20 protein-coding genes and 1 pseudogene are annotated in these 20916 nt (G+C 68.5%); 9 read left to right on the forward strand and 12 right to left on the reverse strand.

Translation table 11 applies throughout. The annotated features are described in order from the left end of the window. Positions 1-18: 18 nt before the first annotated feature. Genes V3W46_RS18675 through V3W46_RS18685 form a run of 3 tightly spaced genes read right to left on the reverse strand, consistent with a single transcriptional unit; the run spans position 19 to position 922 of the window. Complete coding sequence (locus V3W46_RS18675) at positions 19-321, reverse strand: hypothetical protein (protein ID WP_331784646.1); 303 nt, start codon at positions 319-321, stop codon at positions 19-21. An 11-nt stretch (positions 322-332) separates the two neighbouring features. Beyond that, on the reverse strand, positions 333-602 hold the full coding sequence (locus tag V3W46_RS18680; RefSeq protein ID WP_331784749.1) for a hypothetical protein: 270 nt from the start codon (positions 600-602) through the stop codon (positions 333-335). A gap of 2 nt (positions 603-604) precedes the next feature. Beyond that, entirely contained in the window at positions 605-922 is a 318-nt protein-coding gene (locus tag V3W46_RS18685; RefSeq protein ID WP_331784647.1) for a DUF3099 domain-containing protein, read from the reverse strand. Between the two features lie 113 nt (positions 923-1035). On the opposite strand from V3W46_RS18685, the gene fabG reads away from it, so the two are divergent. Continuing rightward, a complete protein-coding gene (gene fabG / locus V3W46_RS18690) occupies positions 1036-1764 on the forward strand; it encodes a 3-oxoacyl-ACP reductase FabG (protein ID WP_331784648.1) in 729 nt (242 codons plus the stop codon). A 222-nt stretch (positions 1765-1986) separates the two neighbouring features. Here the strand turns inward: fabG and serB are convergent, their stop codons facing one another. Beyond that, entirely contained in the window at positions 1987-2631 is a 645-nt protein-coding gene (serB, locus tag V3W46_RS18695) for a phosphoserine phosphatase SerB (RefSeq protein ID WP_331784649.1), read from the reverse strand. Then, the gene (locus tag V3W46_RS18700; protein WP_331784650.1) at positions 2628-3872 is read right to left on the reverse strand and encodes a glucose-1-phosphate adenylyltransferase; all 1245 of its coding nucleotides are present in this window, start codon (positions 3870-3872) and stop codon (positions 2628-2630) included. Before V3W46_RS18700 ends, serB begins: the two co-directional genes overlap by 4 nt. A gap of 75 nt (positions 3873-3947) precedes the next feature. Between V3W46_RS18700 and glgA the strand changes: the two genes are divergently transcribed. The 3 genes from glgA (at position 3948) to V3W46_RS18715 (ending at position 6419) form a co-directional block, all read left to right on the forward strand. After that, a complete protein-coding gene (glgA, locus tag V3W46_RS18705) occupies positions 3948-5129 on the forward strand; it encodes a glycogen synthase (RefSeq protein ID WP_331784750.1) in 1182 nt (393 codons plus the stop codon). 113 nt (positions 5130-5242) lie between these two features. Continuing rightward, on the forward strand, positions 5243-6028 hold the full coding sequence (locus tag V3W46_RS18710) for an ABC transporter ATP-binding protein (protein WP_331784651.1): 786 nt from the start codon (positions 5243-5245) through the stop codon (positions 6026-6028). A gap of 139 nt (positions 6029-6167) precedes the next feature. Continuing rightward, on the forward strand, positions 6168-6419 hold the full coding sequence (locus V3W46_RS18715) for a type B 50S ribosomal protein L31 (protein ID WP_188679140.1): 252 nt from the start codon (positions 6168-6170) through the stop codon (positions 6417-6419). A gap of 108 nt (positions 6420-6527) precedes the next feature. Here V3W46_RS18715 and V3W46_RS18720 read toward each other — a convergent pair whose 3' ends face one another. From V3W46_RS18720 to treS, 3 genes are all read right to left on the reverse strand, one after another. Then, entirely contained in the window at positions 6528-7154 is a 627-nt protein-coding gene (locus V3W46_RS18720; RefSeq protein WP_331784652.1) for a hypothetical protein, read from the reverse strand. Between the two features lie 129 nt (positions 7155-7283). Then, positions 7284-8186 carry an exonuclease domain-containing protein gene (locus tag V3W46_RS18725; protein WP_331784653.1) on the reverse strand — a complete coding sequence of 301 codons (903 nt, stop codon included), beginning with the start codon at positions 8184-8186 and terminating at the stop codon, positions 7284-7286. A 79-nt stretch (positions 8187-8265) separates the two neighbouring features. Continuing rightward, a complete protein-coding gene (gene treS, locus V3W46_RS18730) occupies positions 8266-9987 on the reverse strand; it encodes a maltose alpha-D-glucosyltransferase (protein WP_331784654.1) in 1722 nt (573 codons plus the stop codon). A gap of 172 nt (positions 9988-10159) precedes the next feature. Between treS and V3W46_RS18735 the strand changes: the two genes are divergently transcribed. Further along, positions 10160-11065, forward strand: coding sequence for an alpha/beta fold hydrolase (locus V3W46_RS18735; RefSeq protein ID WP_331784655.1), 906 nt, complete (start codon positions 10160-10162; stop codon positions 11063-11065). Next, a complete protein-coding gene (locus V3W46_RS18740; RefSeq protein WP_331784656.1) occupies positions 11062-12168 on the forward strand; it encodes a glycosyltransferase family 4 protein in 1107 nt (368 codons plus the stop codon). The genes V3W46_RS18735 and V3W46_RS18740 overlap by 4 nt, the downstream gene beginning before the upstream one ends. Here the strand turns inward: V3W46_RS18740 and V3W46_RS18745 are convergent. Further along, positions 12080-12718, reverse strand: a complete 639-nt coding sequence (locus tag V3W46_RS18745) for a histidine phosphatase family protein (RefSeq protein WP_331784657.1) — start codon at positions 12716-12718, stop codon at positions 12080-12082. The genes V3W46_RS18740 and V3W46_RS18745 overlap by 89 nt on opposite strands. A 59-nt stretch (positions 12719-12777) precedes the next feature. Continuing rightward, positions 12778-13563, reverse strand: a complete 786-nt coding sequence (locus V3W46_RS18750; RefSeq protein ID WP_331784751.1) for a Sir2 family NAD-dependent protein deacetylase — start codon at positions 13561-13563, stop codon at positions 12778-12780. A 200-nt stretch (positions 13564-13763) separates the two neighbouring features. Between V3W46_RS18750 and V3W46_RS18755 the strand changes: the two genes are divergently transcribed. Both V3W46_RS18755 and V3W46_RS18760 read left to right on the forward strand, forming a co-directional pair. After that, entirely contained in the window at positions 13764-14576 is an 813-nt protein-coding gene (locus tag V3W46_RS18755) for a TrmH family RNA methyltransferase (protein ID WP_331784658.1), read from the forward strand. Positions 14577-14664: 88 nt separating this feature from the next. Then, positions 14665-16488 (forward strand): annotated as a pseudogene (locus V3W46_RS18760) (DUF2079 domain-containing protein). 3 nt (positions 16489-16491) lie between these two features. On the opposite strand, the gene V3W46_RS18765 reads toward V3W46_RS18760, so the two are convergent. Both V3W46_RS18765 and V3W46_RS18770 read right to left on the reverse strand, forming a co-directional pair. Further along, on the reverse strand, positions 16492-17298 hold the full coding sequence (locus V3W46_RS18765; RefSeq protein ID WP_331784659.1) for an SGNH/GDSL hydrolase family protein: 807 nt from the start codon (positions 17296-17298) through the stop codon (positions 16492-16494). A gap of 120 nt (positions 17299-17418) precedes the next feature. Next, the gene (locus V3W46_RS18770) at positions 17419-18915 is read right to left on the reverse strand and encodes an AlkA N-terminal domain-containing protein (protein ID WP_331784660.1); all 1497 of its coding nucleotides are present in this window, start codon (positions 18913-18915) and stop codon (positions 17419-17421) included. Positions 18916-19071: 156 nt separating this feature from the next. Here V3W46_RS18770 and V3W46_RS18775 point away from each other — a divergent pair, with 156 nt between their 5' ends. After that, entirely contained in the window at positions 19072-20892 is a 1821-nt protein-coding gene (locus tag V3W46_RS18775) for a DEAD/DEAH box helicase (protein ID WP_331784661.1), read from the forward strand. Positions 20893-20916: the final 24 nt, after the last annotated feature.

Raw genomic sequence — 20916 nt, forward strand, 5'->3', positions numbered from 1 at the left:
AACTGAGATAATGTTACTTTACTCGGTGGTCGGGAGCGCCGAAACCGACACCGGGAAGTCGCGGGAGACGTGGAACTCGCGCAGGAGGTCGACGTTCTCGTCGCACGCGACCCAGACGTTGACGCGGTCGGTCGAGTAGATGCGCGAGATGCGCGGCTTGCGCCACGAGATCGCCTGCGACGCCGTGGTGCGGCGTCCGGCGCGGTAAGGTCGACTCGAGCGCCTGCCCGAGCGGCCCAGCCCGTTTCGTGGCTCAACGGGGCCGGCATCCGCGCCTATTCGGCATGACCGCGCCCCCTCGAAACTGGGCGGTCGTGCCAAACAGGTGCGCTCTACCGCGGTGAGCCGTGCGTGGCGCCGTCGGCGCTGTTTGCTGCCGCCGCGACGCTGGAGTGATCGAGGGGAGCGACGGCGACCGGGAAGTCGCGGGAGGCCAGGAACTCGCGCAGGAAGTCGACGTGCTCGTCGCACGCGACCCAGACCTTGACGCGGTCGGCCGAGTGGATGCGGGGGTTGCGCCACGAGATCGCCTGCGTGGCCTCGGCGCGGCATCCGGCGCGCGAGCATTCACGCTGGCCGGGTTCGCTGCCCAGCCCGAGCATGCTCACTCGGGACGCCCGCCGAACTCGCGCTGCCGGGCGGTGGGGGGCACCTGGTCGAGGGCGACGAGCTGTCCGCCGGGGGAGTTCATGGTGCCGGGGGTGTTCGCGCCCGTGTTCGCGATCACGACGGCAAGCCACGGCAGAACGACGGCGGCGACGCCCAATGCGATCATCAGGTACCACTCATGCACGAAGAGCAGCGCGGCGAGGCACAACAGGCGGGTACCCATGGCGATCGAATACTTGATCATGCGCGAGTGCCGCTCTTCGAGCGGAGACTGGGGCAGGGAGGTTACCGACTGCTGCTGTTGCTTCTTCATGTGCGAGCCACTTCGAACGGGGGATGTTCTGAGTTTACGCTCACCGGGAGTCTCCTAAGCTGATACGCGGCCCGGTAATACTCCGGGTTGACACGCTCGGAAAAGGACCAACCATGACCCCACCCGTCACGCCCACCACGCCCCGCACCGTTCTCATCACGGGCGGCAACCGCGGCATCGGCTACGCGCTGGCCGAGGAGTTCGTCGCGCAAGGCCATCGTGTCGCGGTGACGGCCCGCTCGGGCGAGGGGCCCAAGGGCACTCTCACGGTGCGCGCCGACGTCACCGACACCGCCTCGATCGATGCGGCGTTCACCGAGGTCGAGGCGGCCCTCGGCCCGGTCGAGGTGGTCGTGGCGAACGCCGGCATCACCCGCGACACGCTGCTGCTGCGCATGAGCGAAGACGACTTCACCGAGGTCATCGACGCCAACCTGACGGGCGCGTGGCGCGTGGTGAAGCGCGCCTCGAAGGGCATGCTCAAGGCGCGGTTCGGCCGCATCATCCTGATCTCGAGCGTCTCGGGGCTGCTCGGCGCGGCCGGCCAGGTCAACTACTCGGCCTCGAAGGCGGGTCTCGTGGGCATGGCCCGCTCGCTCACCCGCGAGCTCGGCGCGCGCAACATCACCGCGAACGTCGTCGCCCCCGGACTCATCGAGACCGACATGACAGCCGAGCTTCCGGATGCCCAGCTCGCCGACTACAAGAAGTCGATCCCGGCCGGCCGGTTCGCCAGGCCTGCCGAGGTCGCGAAGGTCGTCGCCTGGATCGCCTCCGACGACGCCGCGTACATCTCGGGCGCAGTCATCCCCGTCGACGGCGGCCTCGGCATGGGTCACTAGCGGGCCCGGCCGCCGGTTGAGTAGCGGGGCGACGCCGCGCGTATCGAAACCCCCACGCACACCGGTTTCGATACGCGGCTGCGCCGCTACTCAACCAGCGGGAGGGGCCGACACCCGAGCCGCCGGTTGAGAAGCGGGGCGACGCCGCGCGTATCAAAACCCCCACGCACACCGGTTTCGATACGCGGCTGCGCCGCTACTCAACCAGCGGGAGGCGGGGCGTCAGCCGCGCAGGCCGAGCAGGGGGAGCAGCTGCGAGAGGTCGCGGGTGTCGACCGCTACATGCGCGGCGGCGCGTACGACCTGGCGCGCGTTGAACGCCACCGAGAGTCCGGCGGCCTGCATCATGAGCAGGTCGTTGGCACCATCGCCCACCGCCACGGTCTGAGCGAGGGGGAGGCCCGCCACGCGAGCCCACTCCACGAGCGCATCGGCCTTGGCCCGTGCATCCACGATCGGCCCGCGCACGCGACCGGTGAGCCTGCCCTCGGCCACCTCGAGACGGTTGGCGTGCCAGTGATCGAGGTCGAGGTCGTCGGCCAGGGCATCCAGCAGTTCGTGGAAACCGCCCGAGACAACGCCGATACGGCCACCCGTCGCGTGCAGGCCGCCGACCAGCTCGGGTACCCCCCGGGTGACCCGGATGCCCGCCGCGACCTCGTCGAAACACGACGTCGGCAGCCCCTCCAGCGTCGCGACCCGTGACCGCAGGCTCTGCTCGAAGTCGAGCTCGCCCGACATGGCCCGCTCGGTGATCTCGGCGACGGCGCCCAGACTGCCCGCGCAGTCGGCCAGCATCTCGATGACTTCGTTTTCGATCAGTGTCGAATCGACATCGAGCACGACCAGAAAACGGGCATCGGTCATGGTTCTACGGTTACTCCCTTACCCACAACGGTGATGCCCGTGTCGGTGACAGTGAAGCCGCGTTCGCGGTCGCGAGCGTGGTCGATTCCGATCATGGCGCCGGCAGAGACCACCACGTTCTTGTCCAGAATAGCGCGGCGCACAACGGCGTCGGGGTAGATGTGCACGCGGTCGAAGAGCACCGAGTCCTGCACCAGCGCGCTCGACTCGATGGTCACCCACGGCCCCAGGACGCTGCGCTCGATGCGGGCGCCCGAGATGAGGCAGCCGAGCGACACGATCGACTCGATCGTCGTACCGCTGTTGCCCTTCGCGTCGCGCACGAACTTCGCCGGCGGCGAGTTGAGCTGCTGGGTGTAGATCGGCCACTCGCTGTTGTACAGGTTGAACACCGGCAACGCCGAGATCAGGTCTTGGTGCGCGTCGTAGAACGACTCGATGGTACCCACGTCGCGCCAGTAATACCGGTCACGGTCGGTGGCGCCCGGCACCTCGTTGCGCGACAGGTCGTACACGCCAGCCTTGCCGCGCGCCACGAAGTCGGGAATGATGTCGCCACCCATGTCGTGGTTCGACCCGGGCTTCTCGCCGTCGCGGATCACCGCGTCGATCAGCGCGTCGGCGTTGAAGACGTAGTTGCCCATCGAGGCGAGCACCTCGTCGGGGGAGTCGGCCAGGCCCACAGCAGTCTTCGGCTTCTCGAGAAACTCGGTGATCAGCGAGGGGTTGTCGGCGTCGGTCTGGATGATGCCGAACTGGTCGCTGAGCTCCATCGGCTGGCGGATGGCCGCCACGGTCACCGGCAGGCCGGAGGCGATGTGCGCGTCGACCATCTGCGCGAAGTCCATGCGGTAGACGTGGTCGGCGCCGACCACCACCACGATGTCGGGCTTCTCGTCGCGAATCAGGTTGAGGCTCTGCAGAATGGCGTCGGCCGAACCACTGAACCAGCGCTTGCCGAGCCGCTGCTGCGCGGGAACGGATGCGACGTAGGAGTCGAGCAGACCGGTCATGCGCCAGGTCTGCGAGATGTGCCGGTCGAGACTGTGCGACTTGTACTGCGTCAGCACGACGATCTTCGTCAGCCCCGAATTGATGAGGTTCGAGAGGGCGAAGTCGATGAGGCGATAACCGCCCCCGAACGGAACACCGGGCTTCGCGCGGTCTGCGGTAAGCGGCATGAGCCTCTTGCCTTCGCCACCTGCGAGTACGATGCCGAAAATCTTCTTTGATGCAGCCATAGCTCAACAATAGGGCTAGCGGCCACCCATCCACTGCCCTCGACTCACAGGCTGATAGGTACTACGTTCATGGTTGTGCGCGTCGATGTGATTTCCAGAGAGTATCCACCCGAGGTCTACGGCGGAGCGGGGGTGCACGTCGCCGAACTCGTGAAGGCTCTGCGGGTCAACATCGACGTCATCGTTCGGGCCTTCGGTGCGCCGCGCGATGAGGCCGGCGTGTTCTCCTACCAGCCGCCGACCGAGCTCGTCGGCGCGAACCCCACGCTCACGACGCTCGGTGTCGACCTGCAGATCGCGAACGACGTCGGGGGAGCAGACGTCGTTCACTCGCACACCTGGTACGCCAACGCGGCCGGGCAGCTCGGGTCGATGCTGCACGACATTCCGCACGTCGTCACCGCGCACTCGCTCGAGCCGCTTCGACCGTGGAAGGCCGAACAGCTGGGCGGCGGCTATCGCATCTCGTCGTGGGTCGAGAAGAACGCGTTCGAGAGCGCCGACTCGGTGATCGCCGTCAGCGGCGGCATGCGTAACGACATCCTGCGCTCGTACCCGTCGATCGCCGAAGACCGGGTGAGCGTCGTCTACAACGGCATCGACCTTGAGAAGTGGAAGCCGGTGCACGACGACGAGGTGCTCGCCCGGCACGGCATCGACAAGAGCCGGCCATCCGTCGTCTTCGTCGGCCGCATCACCCGCCAGAAGGGTCTGCCGTACCTGTTGCGCGCTGCCGCGCAGCTGCCACCGGATGTTCAGCTCATCCTCTGCGCAGGGGCCCCTGATACCCCCGAGATACTCGCCGAGGTCACCGCGGGCGTTCGTGCGCTGCAGGAGGAGCGCACCGGAGTGGTCTGGATTCCCGAGCTGCTCAGCCAGCACGACCTCTCGGCCGTCTTGACGAGCGGAACCGTCTTCGTCTGCCCCTCGGTCTACGAGCCGCTCGGCATCGTGAACCTCGAGGCGATGGCGTGCGGGCTGCCTGTCGTCGGCACCGCCACCGGAGGCATCCCGGAGGTCGTCGTCGACGGCGAGACCGGGCGCCTGGTTCCCATCGACCAGGTCACCGACGGCACGGGCACGCCGATCGACCCTGAGCGCTTCGTGCACGACCTCGCCGCGGCCCTGCGAGACGTCGTCGCCGACCCCGATTCGGCCCGCGTCATGGGTGCGAACGGCAGGCTGCGGGCAGAAAGCACGTTCAGCTGGAAGCAGATCGCCGAAGAGACCGAACGCATCTACCGGTCGCTGATCTGAGATTTCGATACGCGCTGCGCGCTACTCAATCAGCGATGGCGGTGGTCGAGTAGGCCGACAGGCCGTATCGAAACCGTCAGAACGCGAACGCTCTGGCGGCTAGGCTTGAAGGCATGCCCACAGTTCTTGACCTTGAAGACGTGTCGGTCGTCCGCAACGGAAACCGCATCCTCGAAAACATCAACTGGAAGGTCGAAGCAGACCAGCGATGGGTCATTCTGGGGCCGAACGGCGCCGGCAAGACCACCCTGCTGAACCTCGCTTCGGCAATGGTGCATCCCACCAGCGGCACCGCACAGATCCTCGACTCGCGCATGGGCAAGGTCGACGTGTTCGAGTTGCGCCCGCGCGTCGGGTTCGCGTCGACGGCGATGGCCAAGCGCTTCCCGGGTGACGAGAGCGTTCTGAACGTGGTGCTGACCGCCGCCTACTCGGTCACCGGCCGGTGGAACGAGCAGTACGACGAGATCGACCTGCGCCGCGCCCAGCGGGTGCTTGCCGAATGGCACCTCGACCACCTCGAAGACCGCCCGTTCGGCTCGCTCAGCGACGGCGAGCAGAAGCGCGTGCAGATCGCCCGCTCGGTGATGACCGATCCCGAGCTGCTGCTGCTCGACGAGCCGGCCGCCTCGCTCGACCTCGGCGCCCGCGAAGAGCTGCTGCAGCTGCTGGGCGGGTACGCCAGCGCGCCCGCGGCACCGGCCATCGTGATGGTCACGCACCACGTCGAAGAGATTCCGCGCGGTTTCACCCACGTGCTGCTCATCTCGAACGCGAAGGTCGTGGCTGAGGGGCCGCTTCAGGATGCCCTGACCTCAGAGAATCTCGAGGCGACGTTCGGGCTGCCGATCATCCTCACCGAGACCGACGGGCGCTATTCTGCCCGGGCAGCGTCGTAACACCTACCCTTCGGGGAAGAATCGCCGCGTTTCGTGGCCACCTTCAGCTGCCGCCCTGCTGCTCATCTGATAGAGTTGGTAGCTGGCCGTCGTGCCGCTGACTTCTCACTCACACCATCGATAGCATCAAGGATTCCCCATGAAGACCGACACCCACCCCGACTACCTGCCCGTCGTGTTCCGCGACCTGGCCTCGGGCGCTACCTTCCTCACTCGCTCGACGGTGACGAGCCAGAAGACCATCGAGTGGGAAGACGGAAACACCTACCCCGTCATCGACGTGGAGATCTCGAGCGAGTCGCACCCGTTCTACACGGGCAAGCAGCGCATTCTCGACTCGGCCGGCCGCGTCGAGAAGTTCAACAGCCGCTACAAGGGCTTCGGCAAGTAGCAGTACGCTTCGCGTCACGCGACAGCACGCTTTGCACAACAGAAGAGGGGCGGATGACTTCGGTCATCCGCCCCTCTTCTGTTGTGCGCGCCTACGACGGTCAGGTTGTCACGCCCCGTGGAACGCCGCTGAGACTTCATGCAACCACGGGGTTACAAGATCGACAACAGCCTCAGAGCTGAGACCATCGGCGTTAGTGACGAGCACCGTGATGACAGCGTCGTCTGCAACCAGATCGACTTCGGCGGATCCGGCCCCTGAGACGTCGGTGCGCACGAAGTAGCTTGCGTTCAGAGCCGGGCGCTCACTGAATCCTGCGGACGACAACCGTTCTTCGGTGCTCGCGCGTCCCTCGCTGACCGGGGTGAAGATCTGAATGCCGACCGTGAAAGAGCCTGCACCGGTCATGCCATAGAGGCAGGAGATGCCAGCCGGAGTAGACCCGTCGGCGTCGACACGATCTTCACTCACTTTGGTTGCAGCCTGCTGCGTGAGCGACCAGTCATGGAGCATCGACTCCGACACGACCTCCTCACAGCTGCTCGGCAGGATGGGAAATCCGGTCGCGGCTGCAACGTCGATCGACCCGACCGACGCGTCGGGTGTCGTGGGTTCGACGGACGGTGTCGCTGCTGAGAGCGGGGTGTGGTCTGCTGGGTTGTCACTCTGCCCATCTGAGCCGGCGTCGCCCGTGGAACATGAAGACAGGAAGACGGCCGCCGCCAGCGCTGACACACAGACCAACGCAGGAGAACCAGATGTGCGTGAGAGACATTGGCCAAGAGCCTTTACATGAGCTAATTTCATTATTCATGATAGGCGCACCGAGGCTTGGAAACGGCTGAGAAGCCCTCGTCGGCGCAGTCAGCAGACGGGCCAGGCGGCGCGGGCCGTGAAGGTGGGGTCTTTGGTGCGGCGCATGTAGTCCTGGAACGACTCGGCCTGCACGCGGGCCCAGGCGACCTGCGAGTGGTGCAGCTGCTCTTGGGAGAGGTCGAGTTCGGCCTCGAAGCGCAGCGCGAGGGCCTGCGCGACACGGCCGGCCGCAATGGCGTCGGCGCCGGCGTCGTGGGCGTCGAAGAGGTCGACCTCGTAGTGCAGGGCGGCGGCCTCGAGGGTGCGCTTGCCCTTGCGGTAGCGGTCGAGCGCCTTGTCGATGACGAGCGGGTCGACCACCGGGATGGGCTCACGCAGGGGAGTGATGCCGTGCCGGCGGGCCTCGCGGTCGAGCAGCGTGAGGTCGTACGGCGCGTTGTAGATCACGATCGACAGCCCGTCGTCGAGGGCCTCTGTCAGGGCATCCACGATCTCGGCGACGACGTCGGGCGCGTAGCGGCCCTCTGCGACGGCCTGTGCGGTGCTGACGCCGTGCACGGCAGAGGCCTGCTCGGGAATCGGCACCCCGGGGTTCGCCATCCAGTCGAACCGCGACAGCGTCGCCCCCGAGTGGTCGATGATGCTGACGTTCGCGGTGACGATGCGGCTGGTCTCGACGTCGATGCCCGTGGTCTCGAGGTCGAACACCGCGAGCCGGTGGGCCCAGGCCGGGCCTGCCGGCGCCTCGAGCACGGCGACGGATGTCCGGGCGGCCGTGCGCTGCAGGGCACCGTTGTCGGCACCGCCCACGAAGCCCCCGTTCAGCGGAACGAACGGCGCCGGCGGCCGGTCGACCAGCACGTGCCGACCGTGCGGCTCGACGAGCGGCAGCACCTCGGCCGGCTCGATGTCGAAGAGAGTCGGCTGAAGGAGATGCTCTGTCGGTTCCACGGAATTCACATTAGAGCGAGCTACCGACATTGCTCGGCGGGCCGCGCGGCGAGTGCCGAAAAGCACGGGCGCCGGCCCCTCAGTAGACCTCCTCGGAGGCGACCTGGCCGATCTTCAGCCAGTAGAAGCTCTGCGTGGCCAGCGTGAGGGTGACCATTCCGTCGTCGCCCACGGTGGGGAACTCTCCGCCGCCGAACAGGTCGGTGAGGCGGCGGCCCGCGAACTCTGAGAGGTCGATCGTCACCGAGACCGGGTTGTGGGCGAAGCTGAAGACGCAGAAGATGCGTTCCGGTGCATCCCCCCACTGGTTCGACGAGCCCTGGTACGAGCGCACGAACGCGAGCACCGACTCGTGGGTTGCCGGGGCGATCTTGAGGTCGCCGAGACCGAAGGCCGGGTGCGCCTTGCGCACATGGATCACGTTGCGCACCCAGTGCAGCATCGACCGCGACTGCGCCAGCTGCGACTCGACGTTGACCAGCGAGTAGTTGTAGACCAGCGACTGCACCACGGGCAGAAAGAGCTTGCCCGGGTCGGCGGTGGAGAAGCCCGCATTGCGGTCGGGGGTCCACTGCATGGGCGTTCGCGACGAGTCGCGGTCGGGCAGCCAGATGTTGTCGCCCATGCCGATCTCGTCGCCGTAGTAGAGGAACGGCGAGCCGTTCAGCGCGAACAGCAGGGCGTGCGCCAGTTCGAGCTCGGCCCGTGAGTTGTCGAGCAGGGGGGCAAGCCTGCGCCGGATGCCGATGTTCGCACGCATGCGCGGGTCGTAGGCGTACCAGCCGTACATCGCCTGCCGGTACTCCTCTGACACCATCTCGAGTGTGAGCTCGTCGTGGTTGCGCAGGAAGACGCCCCAGCCCGCCGTCTCGGGAATCTCGGTGACCTCAGAGAGCGTGCGGATGAGCTCGCCCGCCGTCTGCGAGCGCAGCGAGTAGAAGATGCGCGGCATCACCGGGAAGTCGAACGCCATATGGCACTCGGGGTCTTCGTCGGTGCCGAAGAACGCGGCGACCTCGCGCGGCCACTGGTTGGCCTCGGCGATCATGATGCGGCCGGGGTATTCACGGTCGACCATCTTGCGCAGCTTCGCCACGAACTCGTGGGTCTTGGGCTCGCCCTCGCCGTTGCCCTCGTCGGACTCGTAGAGGTACGGGATCGCGTCGAGCCGGAACCCGTCGACACCCAGGTCGAGCCAGAACCGCACGATCTCGAACATCGCCTCGTGCACGGCCGGGTTCTCGAAGTTGAGGTCGGGCTGGTGCGAGAAGAAGCGGTGCCAGAAGAACTGCCGCCGCACCGGGTCGAACGTCCAGTTCGACTCTTCGGTGTCGACGAAGATGATGCGCATGTTCTGGTACTTCTCGTCGGTGTCGCTCCAGACGTAGAAGTCGCCGTACGGCCCCTCGGGGTCTTCGCGCGACTGCTGGAACCACTCGTGCGCGTCGGAGGTGTGGTTCAGCGGCAGGTCGATGACGATGCGCATGTTGCGCTCGTGCGCCTTGGTGACGAGGTCGCGGAACTCGTCGATCGACCCGAACTCGGGCAGAATAGCCCGGTAGTCGGAGATGTCGTACCCGCCGTCGCGCAGCGGGGAGTCGAAGAACGGCGGCAGCCACAACCCGTCGATGCCCAGCCACTGCAGGTAGTCGAGTTTCGACACCAGCCCGGCGAGATCGCCCGCTCCGTCGCCGTTGCTGTCGACGAATGACCTGATCATCACCTCGTAGAACACCGAGCGGCGAAACCACTGCGGGTCGAGCGTGAGTCCGGGCAATTGAATGGGTGCAGTAAAGCTCACAGCAGACCTTCCCTGATGGCATTTCAAAGGGGCCGGCAGCCCTCCTTCACGATAGACCAGGTTGACGGTGCTTCGTGTCACTGCGACGAGGGCCTTGCGTTGTGCGCGCCTCATCTGCGTTCGCTGGCGGGCCTCAGACGGCTGCCGGATGATCGAACTAAGGTTGTTGACGATGATTCCGCCCGATCCCCACGCCGCACAGCTCGCCGCCAAGCCGCTCACCCGCCACAGCATCGACGTGCTCGGCGGCACCACCGAGCTTTGGACCTACGGCCCCGCCGGCACCACGACGCCCGCCCCGACCATCCTGCTCGTGCACGGTTTTCGCGGCGACCACCACGGCCTCGAACCGATCGCCGCCCGGCTGGCTGCCCACACCGTCATCGTGCCCGACCTGCCCGGGTTCGGAATCTCGACCCCCCTGAGTGTCACCCACGACATCGTGGGCTACTCCCGCTGGCTGCGCGAGCTCGTCGACGCCCTCGACGTCGACGGCCCGCTGGTGGTTCTCGGTCACTCGTTCGGGTCGATCATCGTCTCTGCCGCGCTGGCCGACGGTCTCGAGGCAGAGCGGGTCGTCCTGGTGAACCCCATCGCCGCGCCCGCCCTGTCGGGGCCCCGCGGCATCCTCACGCGCCTGGCCGTCTTCTACTACCGGGTGGGCGCGTGGCTTCCGCAGCGGGCGGGTTTCGCGTGGCTGCGTCTCGGCATCGTCACGCGGTTCATCAGTGTCACCATGGCGAAGACGAAGCACCGCGCCCTGCGCCGCTGGATACACGACCAGCACGCCAGATTCTTCGGCGCCTTCTCGAACCGCGCGGTCGTTCTCGAGGCGTTCGAGGCGTCGGTGAGCAACGACATTCCCGAGTTCGCCGCCGCCATCCACGCACCGACCCTGCTGATCGCGGGCGACCGCGACGACATCACCCCGGTGGCCGCCGAAGAGCGCCTCGCGACGCTGATTCCGGATGCCCGGCTGGTGGTGCTCGGGGGAGTGGGCCACCTCATCCACTACGAGCGGCCCGTGGCGGCCGCGCGGGCGATCGAGGAGTTCCTGGCCGAAGAGCGCACCGCGTGAAGATCGTCTTCGACTGCCGCTACACGCGGGTGGGGCGCCACGACGGCATCAGCCGGTACACGGCCGGGGTCGTGCGGGCGTTGGCGGAGCTGGTGGCGGCCGAGCCGATCGAGATCACGATGCTGATCAGCGACCGCCGTCAGCTCGAGAACCTGCCCGACCTGCCCTGGAGCATGGTGAGCCCGCCGACCAGCCCGCGCGAACCGCTCGTGGCCCTGCAGGTGAACCGGCTCGACCCCGACGTGGTGTTCAGCCCGATGCAGACGATGGGCACCTTCGGCCGCCGCTACCCGCTGGCGCTCACCGTGCACGACCTGATCTACTACTCCAACCGAACCCCGCCGCGCGAGTTCGTGTGGCCACTGCGCCTGCTCTGGCGGCTGTATCACGTGTCGTGGTGGCCGCAGCGCCTGCTGCTGAACGGCGCCGATGCGGTGGTGACCGTGTCGCAGACCACCGAGGCCCTGGTCGAGCAGCACCACCTCACGAGAAAGCCGATCGTCGTGGTGACGAACGCCGCCGACGCCCTCGACGCGGCGCCCGAGGTCGTGGCGCCGCGCGCCAGGTCACTGGTCTACATGGGGTCGTTCATGCCTTACAAGAACGTCGAGACGCTCGTGCGGGCGATGCCGCTGCTGCCAGACTACGAGCTGCACCTGATGAGCGCGGTTCGAGACGCCGACCGCGACCGTCTGGCCGCCCTCGCCCCCGGCGCGAGACTCGTCTTTCACAACGGCGCGAGCGATGAGCAGTACCTCGCCGAACTCGACCGGGCCACGGCACTCGTGACCGCGTCGTTGAACGAGGGTTTCGGCATCCCGCTCGTCGAGGCGATGGGCCGGGGCACCCCCGTGGTGGTGAGCGACATCGCGGTGTTCAGGGAGATCGGCGGCGAGGCGGGCCTGTACTTCGACGCCACCGACCCCGCGCGTGCCGCGGCGCAGGTCAGGTCGCTCGAAGACCCCGCCGAGTGGCGGGCCCGGTCGACGGCCGGCCTCGAACAGGCCGCGAGGTTCAGCTGGGCGGCGTCAGCGCGGGCACTTCTGGGGCTGCTTCGAGAGCTGGCCGCCGCACCGTCAGGTCGTCGACGGCCGCGCCGTTGAACTCGTCAAGCCGCAGCCGCCCGTCGATGTAGGTGAAGTAGTGCACCGACCCGTTCGGAATGCGCTCGTCGGCGCGCGGCCGGGCTCCGTCGGTGGCGAACCGCACCAAAGAGCTGATGACCCCGCCGTGGCACACCACGATGAGCGACTGCCCGGGCCGCTCATCGGCGGCGGCGATGAGCGCGTCGTGCACCCGGCGCCGCACCTGCGAGTGCGTCTCGCGGCCCGGCACCACACTCTGGGCGGGAAAGCGGCGGTGCAGCTCGTCGAAGTCGAGTCCCTCGGCCTCGCCGTAGTGTCGCTCGACCAGGCCGGGCACCGCCACCGGCTCACCCAGGTCGAGTACGTTCGCGATGATCTCGGCCGTCTCGACGGCGCGGCCGAGCGGGCTGGTCAGAATGCCGTCCCAGTGCCGGCTGGCCAGGGTCTCGGCGGTGTGCTTCGCCTCTGCGCGGCCCGTCGCGTTCAGGGGAATGTCGGTGCTGCCCTGAATGCGTTTCGCGAGATTCCAGTCGGTCTGGCCGTGCCGCACGAGAGCGAGGTAGGTCATGGGGCGGTGATCCTCCGAGCGTGTGGCGTCAGCAGTACGCCCAGCGTAGGCGGCGAACGCTACGACAGCAAACGGTCGGCGAGCGCCGTCAGCGTCTCTGAGGTGCCCGCGTCGAGCTTCACCGTCGCGCGCGAATCGCCCTTCGTCTCACCCCGGTTGACGATCACGATGGGCAGCCGCCTTCGCCTGGCCTGCTCGAGCAGACGGATGCCCGAGTTCACCACGAGCGACGAACCGGCGATGATCATCGCCTCCGATGCACGCACCAGGTCGCTCGCCTCGGTGAAGCGCTCCTTGGGTATGAACTCGCCGAAGAACACGACGTCGGGCTTGAGCGTTCCGCCGCACACCGTGCAGGCGGGAACGATGAAGTCCTGCCAGTTGGTGACCTCGGCGTCGCCGTCGGGGTTCACCGTCACGGCGTCTGGTTCGGTCATCCACGGGTTCGCCGTGTCGATCTGCTCGGCGACGCTCACCCGGGCGAACATCTGGCCGCAGTTGAGGCAGCGCACCCTGTCCATCGAGCCATGCAGGTCGACCACCCGGTTCGAACCGGCCCGCACGTGCAGGCCGTCGACGTTCTGGGTGACGACGCCGGTCAGAACGGCGGCCTGCTCCAGCGTCGCCAGCACGGCGTGGCCGCGGTTCGGGGCGGCCGAATCGAACAGCCTCCAGCCCAGGTGGCTGCCGGCCCAGTAGCGCTGGCGGTGCGCGGCGCTCGCCAGAAACTGGTCGTAGGTCATCGGGTTGCGTTTGGGCGCGCCCTTGCCGCGATAGTCGGGAATGCCCGAGTCGGTGCTCATGCCCGCCCCGGTGAGAATGACGAGGCGCTTGCCGGCGAGCAGTTCGGCGACCTCATCGAGCGCGGCCTCGAACGACGCTGCGTCGCCCGCGGCCTGCGCCTCGGGGGCGCCGGAGTGCGCAGAGACGAACTCTGAATCGACAACCGCCACGGTCGGCCCCCTCTCGCGCATCGAAGCCTTGAGCACGAGTCTAGACAGCGAAGTTTTCTGGAATGTTTCCGGCGACTGGCAGAGTGACTGTCATGCCCGTGATTCAGATTACCGACCTGCACCCCGGCGGAGCCCTCGACGACGCTCTCGCCGACTACCGCGACCTCACCGATGTCGCGCTGCGCCGGGTCAGCGAGCCCGCCGGCGGGCTCTACATCGCCGAGTCGAGCAAGGTCATCGAACGCGCGATCGCCGCGGGGCACCGGCCGCGATCAGTGTTGTGCGAGCAGAAGTGGCTGGCGGGCATCCAGGGCATCGTGGCCGATGACGTGCCGATCTACGTGGGGCCGTCAGACGTTCTCGAGTCGATCACCGGGTTCAATCTGCACAGGGGAGCCCTGGCGTCGATGCACCGGCCGGCGCTGCCGCCGGTCGAGCAGCTGCTTCGGGATGCCCGGCGGGTCGTCATTCTCGACAGCCTCGTCGACCACACCAACGTGGGCGCGATCTTCCGTTCGGCGGCCGGTCTGGGGGCGGATGCCGTGCTGGTCACTCCGCGCTGCGCCGACCCGCTCTACCGGCGCAGCGTGCGTGTCTCGATGGGAACGGTGCTGCAGGTGCCGTGGACCAGGCTGCCCGAGTGGACCGAGGCGGTGCCGCTGCTGCACGCCGCCGGATTCGACATCGCCGCGCTCGCCCTGAGCGACACAGCCTTGACGCTCGACGAATACGCGGCGTCTCCGCCCGAGCGCGTGGCCGTCGTTTTCGGCACAGAGGGCGATGGACTCGGCCGCGCGGCGCTGGCGGCGGCCGATACGGTCGTGACGATTCCGATGCTGCACGGGGTCGACTCGCTGAACGTCGCCTCGGCGAGCGCGGTGGTGCTGTGGGCGCTGCGCGTCTGAGCGCACTGACAGGCGTTTCGTACAAGCTCTGACCGGGCATCCAGACCCTGCCAAGGCGGCGCTCGAACTCGTCACGCACGGTGGAGGGATGGCCTCCACCGACACGACCGGCACCACCGTCGCTGCCACCGCCACTGCGGCGACCGCTGCCGCTGCCACCACCGCGACCGCAGCTGCTTCCGCTGCCGCTGCCACCACCGCGACCGCGGCTGCTTCCACTGCGACCACTGCAACCGCGACCACGGGTGCGGCGGCCGTCGCCGTACGACACCCGCCCGCGCCACCCCGCCCGCGTCGACCACTGCGGCCGGCAGCACGCCGGTCGGCCGGCCGCCGACGCGCGGTCCCACCGCGACACCGTGACGCGCTGCTCGCGTGGAGTCTCGCGGCCGTGTTCTTCACCGTCTACAGCGTGCTCGCGGTGCAGCGGCAGCAGCAGCTGCTGACGACCGGCTACGACCTCGGCATCTTCGAGCAGGGAATCCGCAACTACGCTGCCGGGCAGCCTCCTATCGCCGTGCTCGAGGGCGCGGGGGCGTCGCTGCTGGGCGACCACTTTTCGCCCATCCTCGCGACGCTCGCTCCGGTCTACGCCGTGTTCCCGGCTGCCGAGACGCTGCTGCTCGCGCAGTCTGCGCTGCTGGCGGTCGGCGCGGTGCCGCTCACCCTCTGGGCGGCACGGCGCCTCGGCCGGCGGACCGCCGCCGTGGTCGCGGTCGGCTATGGACTCTCGTGGGGCATCGCGAGCGCCGTCGTGTTCGACTTCCACGAGGTGGTGTTCGCCGTGCCGCTGGTGGCGTTCAGCCTCGCCGCCCTCGGCCAGAACCGCCTGCGTTCGGCCCTGCTGTGGGCGCTGCCGCTGATGCTGGTGAAGGAAGACCTGGGGCTCACCCTGGCCGCGATCGCGCTGCTCGTGGCGTGGTGCGCGCGCTCGGGTTCGACGTCGCCGAAACAACCGGCGCAGTCCGCCATTCCGGCGTCGCCCGCCTCGCCCATCTCACCCATCTCGCCCACCTCGCCCACCTCGCCCGTGCCGCCCGTGCCGCCCGCAACCACCCCGGCAACCACCCCGGCATCCGCACCACCAGCCGCCCGCCGCCTCCGCCGCTGGGCGCTGCTCGCGGCCGCGTTCGGCGTCGCCGCGAGCGCGGTCGAGATGCTCGTGATCATTCCGGCGTTCAACACCGGCGGAACCGACGCCTACACCGGCCGCGTCGTCACGGCCGACCCGCTGAGCTAGCTGCTCACCTTCTTCACGCCCGACACGAAGCTGCTCACCCTCGTGCTCCTGCTGGTGCCGACAGCGTTTCTCGCGGTGCGGTCTCCGCTGGTGCTGGTGGCGGTTCCGACACTGCTCTGGCGGTTCGCCTCGAGCGATCCGGCCTATTGGGGCACCGACTACCACTACAGCGCCGTGCTGATGCCGATCGTGTTCGCCGCCTTCGTCGAGGCCCTGACGCGAGTGCGGGCGCGGCAGTGGCGCCGAGTGTTCGTCGGGGCGAGCGCGCTGGCCACGGGCATCCTGCTCGCCTTCTCGCCGCTGACGCAGCCGCTGAGCCCCACGCTCTGGGCCGACACCCCGCGTCAGGATGCCGAGCGCAGCCTGCTCGCCCGCATTCCGTCGGGGGTGACCGTCGCCGCCTCGAACACTCTCGCGGCCCAGCTGACCAGTCGAGACACCGTCACCCTGTTCGGTCGTCTCGACGACGCCTCGGCAGGCGACGTGCCCGCCTTCGCCACCCTCGCGGGGCTGGCCGCCCGGCCGCAGTACATCGTGGCCGACACGAGCAAGGGTGACGACTTTCCGACGTCGGCGCTGCAGCAACGCGTGATTCTCAGCGAAGACATCGCCGACGGTTACACCGTTCTCTACGACTCCGACAATCTCACACTGCTGAAGCTCGGCGCGTGACGGTCAGTCGGCGGCGACCGGCGGGGTGAGGGCGTAGTCGATCGGCAGGGCATCCGGCCTCTTCGGCAGAACGCCGTCGCCCGACGACTGGTGCCGCACCCGCCGCAGCACCCACGGCACGAAGTACTCGCGTGCCCACACCAGGTCGCCGGCACGCGCCTGGCGCCAGCTGGCCACCGGCAGCGGTTCGGGCGAATTCGGCTGCAGGTCGTTCGGCACGTTCAGCGCATCGAGCACCATGCGAGCGACCTCGTGGTGACCGTACGAGTTCAGGTGCAGGCGGTCGGGCGCCCAGAAACCGGGGTCTTGAATGGATGCCAGGCCCCACTGGTCGGCCACGATGAGGTCGTGGCGCTTGGCGATCGAGCGGATGTTCTCGTTGTAGATCGCCACCTTTCCGCGAATACTGCGGAACACCGGCGAGAAGCCCACGTCGGTACCGGTGAAGATGACGATCGTGGCGCCGTCGCGCTTCAGTTCGGCGATGCCCGCATCGAACCGGGTGGCGATCGCGTCGGGGTCGGTGCCGGGCCTGATGACGTCGTTGCCGCCCGCCGAGATCGTGATGAGGTCGGGTTTCAGCTCGAGCGCGGGCTCGATCTGCTCGTCGAGGATCTGGCGCATGAGACGCCCGCGAATCGCCAGGTTCGCGTACGAGAAGTCGCCGTCGACCTGGGCACTCAGAACCTCGGCCACGCGGTCGGCCCAGCCCCGGAACCCGCCGGTGCTGGCCGGCTCGGGGTCACCGATCCCCTCGGTGAACGAGTCGCCGAGCGCCACATAACGACGCCACGGATGCGGTTCGGTCACGGTCGATCCTCCTTCGAAATCACCCTTCCAGCCTACGACCGCGCCGCGGGTGGTCGGCCAGGCGCGGCTGTCACAGCTACGAGCGCGCCGCGGGTGATCGTCGGGCGTGGCTGCCACGGCCTACGAGCGCGCCGCGGGTGATGTACCCGGCTGGGCCGCACGCCAGAGGTGCATGCCGGCGTAGCTGCGCCACGGCGACAGCCGCTCGGCGAACCGGGCGAGCTCGCGCCGGCCCGACGGCAGCCCGAGGCGCCCGGCGCCCGCCCTGATGGCCAGGTCGCCGTCGAGCAGCACGTCGGGCGCGCCGAGCACGCGCATCGCCACGTAGCCGGCGGTCCAGTCTCCGATGCCAGGCAGCGCCACGAGGTCGGCGGTCAGCTGCGCCTGCGCTACGCCCACGTCGACCACGAGTTCGCCCGACGCGAGCGCCTCGGCCACCCGAATGATCGTGTCGATGCGCTTCGCCGGCCCGCGCAGCACCGCGCGGCCACCCTCGGCGATCTGGGCGGCGGTCGGAAACAGCGTGGTCGTCGCCTCGTCGCCGAACGCGAGAGGCTCGCCGAGCTCGGCGGCCAGGTGCCCCAGAACGGTGCGCGCCGCCTTCGTCGACACCTGCTGGCCGACCAGCGCCCGAAAGACGATCTCGTGCGGCTCTGTCGCGCCCGGCACCCGGATGCCCGGCACCGCGTCGACCGAACGACACAGCTCCGCCACCTCACGCAGGGCTTCGTCGATCGCCTCGGCGTCGGCGTCGAGGTCGAACAGCCGCCGAACCCGCGCGGCCAGAGTCGAGAGGTCAGAGAGGTTCTGCAACCGCGCCCTGCACACCACGCTGTCACCGCGAACCTCGAGCGAGACCAGGGCCTGGCCGTGCGGCAGCAGCAGCCCCCGCCGATAGACGCCATCGACCACCGTCTCGACGCCCGGAACGGCGCGGTGCGCCAGAAAGTCGATCACCCCGGCACCGTCGAAGGGCGCCCTGGCGGGCAGCGTGATCGTGACCACTCCGGCGTCGCGCTCGCCGGGCAGGAGTCGGTGGGCTGCCCGTGCCTTCTCGCGCAGCGCTGACGGCGACGTCTCGTAGACCGCCGAGATGGTGTCGTTGAAGGCACGCACACTCGAGAAGCCGCTCGCGAACACCACCTGCGTCACCGGCAGCTCGGTGCTCTGCAGCAGCACGCGTGCGCTCTGCGCCCGGTGTGCCCGGGCGAGCGCCTGCGGGCCCGCCCCGAGCTCGGCGGTCAGCACGCGCGTCAGATGCCGGGGCGTGTAGCCGAGGCGGTGCGCCAGGCCATCGACACCCTCGCGATCGACGACCCCGTCGTCGATGAGGCGCATCGCGCGGGCCGAGAGGTCGTCGCGCAGATTCCACTCGGGCGAACCCGGAACAGCGTCGGGAAAACAGCGCTTGCAGGCGCGCAGCCCCGCTTCGTGCGCGGCGGCCGCCGTGAGGTAGAACGACACGTTCTGCGGGTTCGGTGTTCGGGCGGGGCAGCTCGGGCGGCAGTAGATGCCGGTCGAGTGCACCCCGGTGATGAACTGGCCGTCGAAGCGGGCGTCTTTGGCCTTCATGGCCCGGTAGCGTCGCTTGAACACCGGGTCGTCGGGGGAGTGCATGCGTCTATTCTGCCGGGCGGGCATCCACTCTCCTAGCGGAAATCAGACATGACTGGAGGGTCCGCCGCAGCGGCACAGGCCACCGCTGCCGACGAGAACAGCACCGCACCCCGCCGCTTGGGCGAGCCGCTCGAACAGCGGGTAAGGTCTTTCGAAGTGACTATTCTGCCCTCCTCCAAGCCGCCCATCGGAACGAGCGCGGCCGAGCACCTCTCGCCCTCCTTTCCCGAGCGCGCGGCGTGGGGAACGGCCGGAAAGCTGCGGGCCTGGCAGTCAGAGGCGCTGACGGCGTACTTCGAGCACGAGCCGCGCGACTTCCTCGCCGCGGCCACCCCCGGCGCCGGAAAGACCACGTTCGCGCTGCGGCTCGCCGCCGAGCTGCTCGCCCGCAACACCATCGACCGCATCACCGTCGTCGCGCCCACCGAACACCTGAAGAAGCAGTGGGCCGATGCGGCCGATCGGGCGGGCATCCGGCTCGACCCCATGTTCAAGAACAGCCACGGGCGCCACGCGCGGCACTATCACGGCGTCGCGGTGACCTACGCCCAGGTGGCGGTGCGCGCCGAACTGCACCGCGACATCACCCTTAGCGGCCGCACGCTCGTCATTCTCGACGAGGTGCACCACGGCGGCGACGCGCTCAGCTGGGGCGACGCCATCCGTGAAGCCTTCGAGCCGGCGACCCGGCGGCTCTCGCTGACGGGCACGCCCTTCCGGTCAGACACGGCACCGATTCCGTTCGTGGCGTACCTGCCCGACGAGCACGGCATCCGCCTGTCGCAGACCGACTACAACTACGGCTACGGCCGCGCCCTCGCCGACGGCGTCGTTCGCCCCGTGCTCTTCATGGTGTACGCCGGCCACATGCGCTGGCGCGACGGGGCGGGCGAAGAGATGGAGGCCCGGCTCGGCGAGGGCAACACCAAAGACATCACCTCGCAGGCCTGGCGAACCGCGCTCGACCCGAAGGGCGAGTGGATACCGTCGGTGCTCGAAGCGGCCGACCGCCGGCTGAGCGAGGTGCGGCACTCGATTCCGGATGCCGGTGGCCTCGTCATCGCGACCGACCACTATGCGGCCCGCGCCTACGCCGAGCTGCTCGAATCGATCTCGGGGCAGCCGGTGACCGTCGTGCTCTCCGACGAGAAGGAGGCCAGCGACCGCATCGAGGAGTTCTCGAACTCGTCGCGCCGGTGGATGGTCGCGGTGCGCATGGTGTCAGAGGGCGTCGACATTCCGCGGCTCTCGGTCGGCGTCTACGCCACCTCGGCGGCCACCCCGCTCTACTTCGCACAGGCCATCGGCCGTTTCGTGCGGGCCCGGCGTCGCGGAGAGACGGCCTCCATCTTCCTGCCGAACGTGCCGTCGTTGATGGCGCTGGCCGGCGCGATGGAGCTCGAGCGCGACCACGCCCTCGACCGCCGGGAGACCGGCGACCCCGAGGTCGACATGTTCGCCCCCGAAGAAGACATGATGGATGCCGCCAACCGGCAGGAGAAGGCCTCCGACGCCCTGCAGCAGGAGTTCAGCTTCGAACCCATCTCGTCGCACGCCACCTTCGACCGCGTGGTCTACGAGAACACCGAGTTCGGTGCCGAGGCGATCGTCGGCAGTGACGAAGAACTCGACTTCATCGGCATCCCGGGCCTGCTCGAACCCGACCAGGTGCGCGAGCTGCTGCAGCACCGCCAGCACCGGCAGGCCCGCCGCAAGCACGAGCCGGGGTATGTGGCGCCCGTGGTCGAGAATCCGGATGCCGCACCGGCGGCCCCGCTCTACCGAACGTTGAAAGAGCAGCGGTCGCTGCTGAACAGCGTGGTGGGCATCTGGGCGAAGACGTCGGGCGAGCCGCACGGGCTCATCCACGCCGAGTTGCGCCGCGTGTGCGGGGGGCCGGCGGTGGCGCAGGCGAGCGTGACGCAGCTGCAGGCGAGAATCGCACTGGTACGAAAGTGGATCGGGTCGGGGCACTGACCATGCCGAATCGAAGGAGCGCAC

It is taken from the genome of Subtercola sp. YIM 133946, from assembly GCF_036553535.1.
In the GTDB taxonomy this organism is placed as follows: domain Bacteria; phylum Actinomycetota; class Actinomycetes; order Actinomycetales; family Microbacteriaceae; genus Subtercola.

Coding starts and splice junctions, on each gene's coding strand:
- V3W46_RS18680 (WP_331784749.1), bottom strand. CDS start 602: ATGCTCGGGCTGGGCAGCGAACCCGGCCAGCGTGAATGCTCGCGCGCC.
- V3W46_RS18685 (WP_331784647.1), bottom strand. CDS start 922: ATGAAGAAGCAACAGCAGCAGTCGGTAACCTCCCTGCCCCAGTCTCCG.
- fabG (WP_331784648.1), top strand. CDS start 1,036: ATGACCCCACCCGTCACGCCCACCACGCCCCGCACCGTTCTCATCACG.
- serB (WP_331784649.1), bottom strand. CDS start 2,631: ATGACCGATGCCCGTTTTCTGGTCGTGCTCGATGTCGATTCGACACTG.
- V3W46_RS18700 (WP_331784650.1), bottom strand. CDS start 3,872: ATGGCTGCATCAAAGAAGATTTTCGGCATCGTACTCGCAGGTGGCGAA.
- V3W46_RS18710 (WP_331784651.1), top strand. CDS start 5,243: ATGCCCACAGTTCTTGACCTTGAAGACGTGTCGGTCGTCCGCAACGGA.
- V3W46_RS18715 (WP_188679140.1), top strand. CDS start 6,168: ATGAAGACCGACACCCACCCCGACTACCTGCCCGTCGTGTTCCGCGAC.
- V3W46_RS18735 (WP_331784655.1), top strand. CDS start 10,160: ATGATTCCGCCCGATCCCCACGCCGCACAGCTCGCCGCCAAGCCGCTC.
- V3W46_RS18745 (WP_331784657.1), bottom strand. CDS start 12,718: ATGACCTACCTCGCTCTCGTGCGGCACGGCCAGACCGACTGGAATCTC.
- V3W46_RS18755 (WP_331784658.1), top strand. CDS start 13,764: ATGCCCGTGATTCAGATTACCGACCTGCACCCCGGCGGAGCCCTCGAC.
- V3W46_RS18770 (WP_331784660.1), bottom strand. CDS start 18,915: ATGCACTCCCCCGACGACCCGGTGTTCAAGCGACGCTACCGGGCCATG.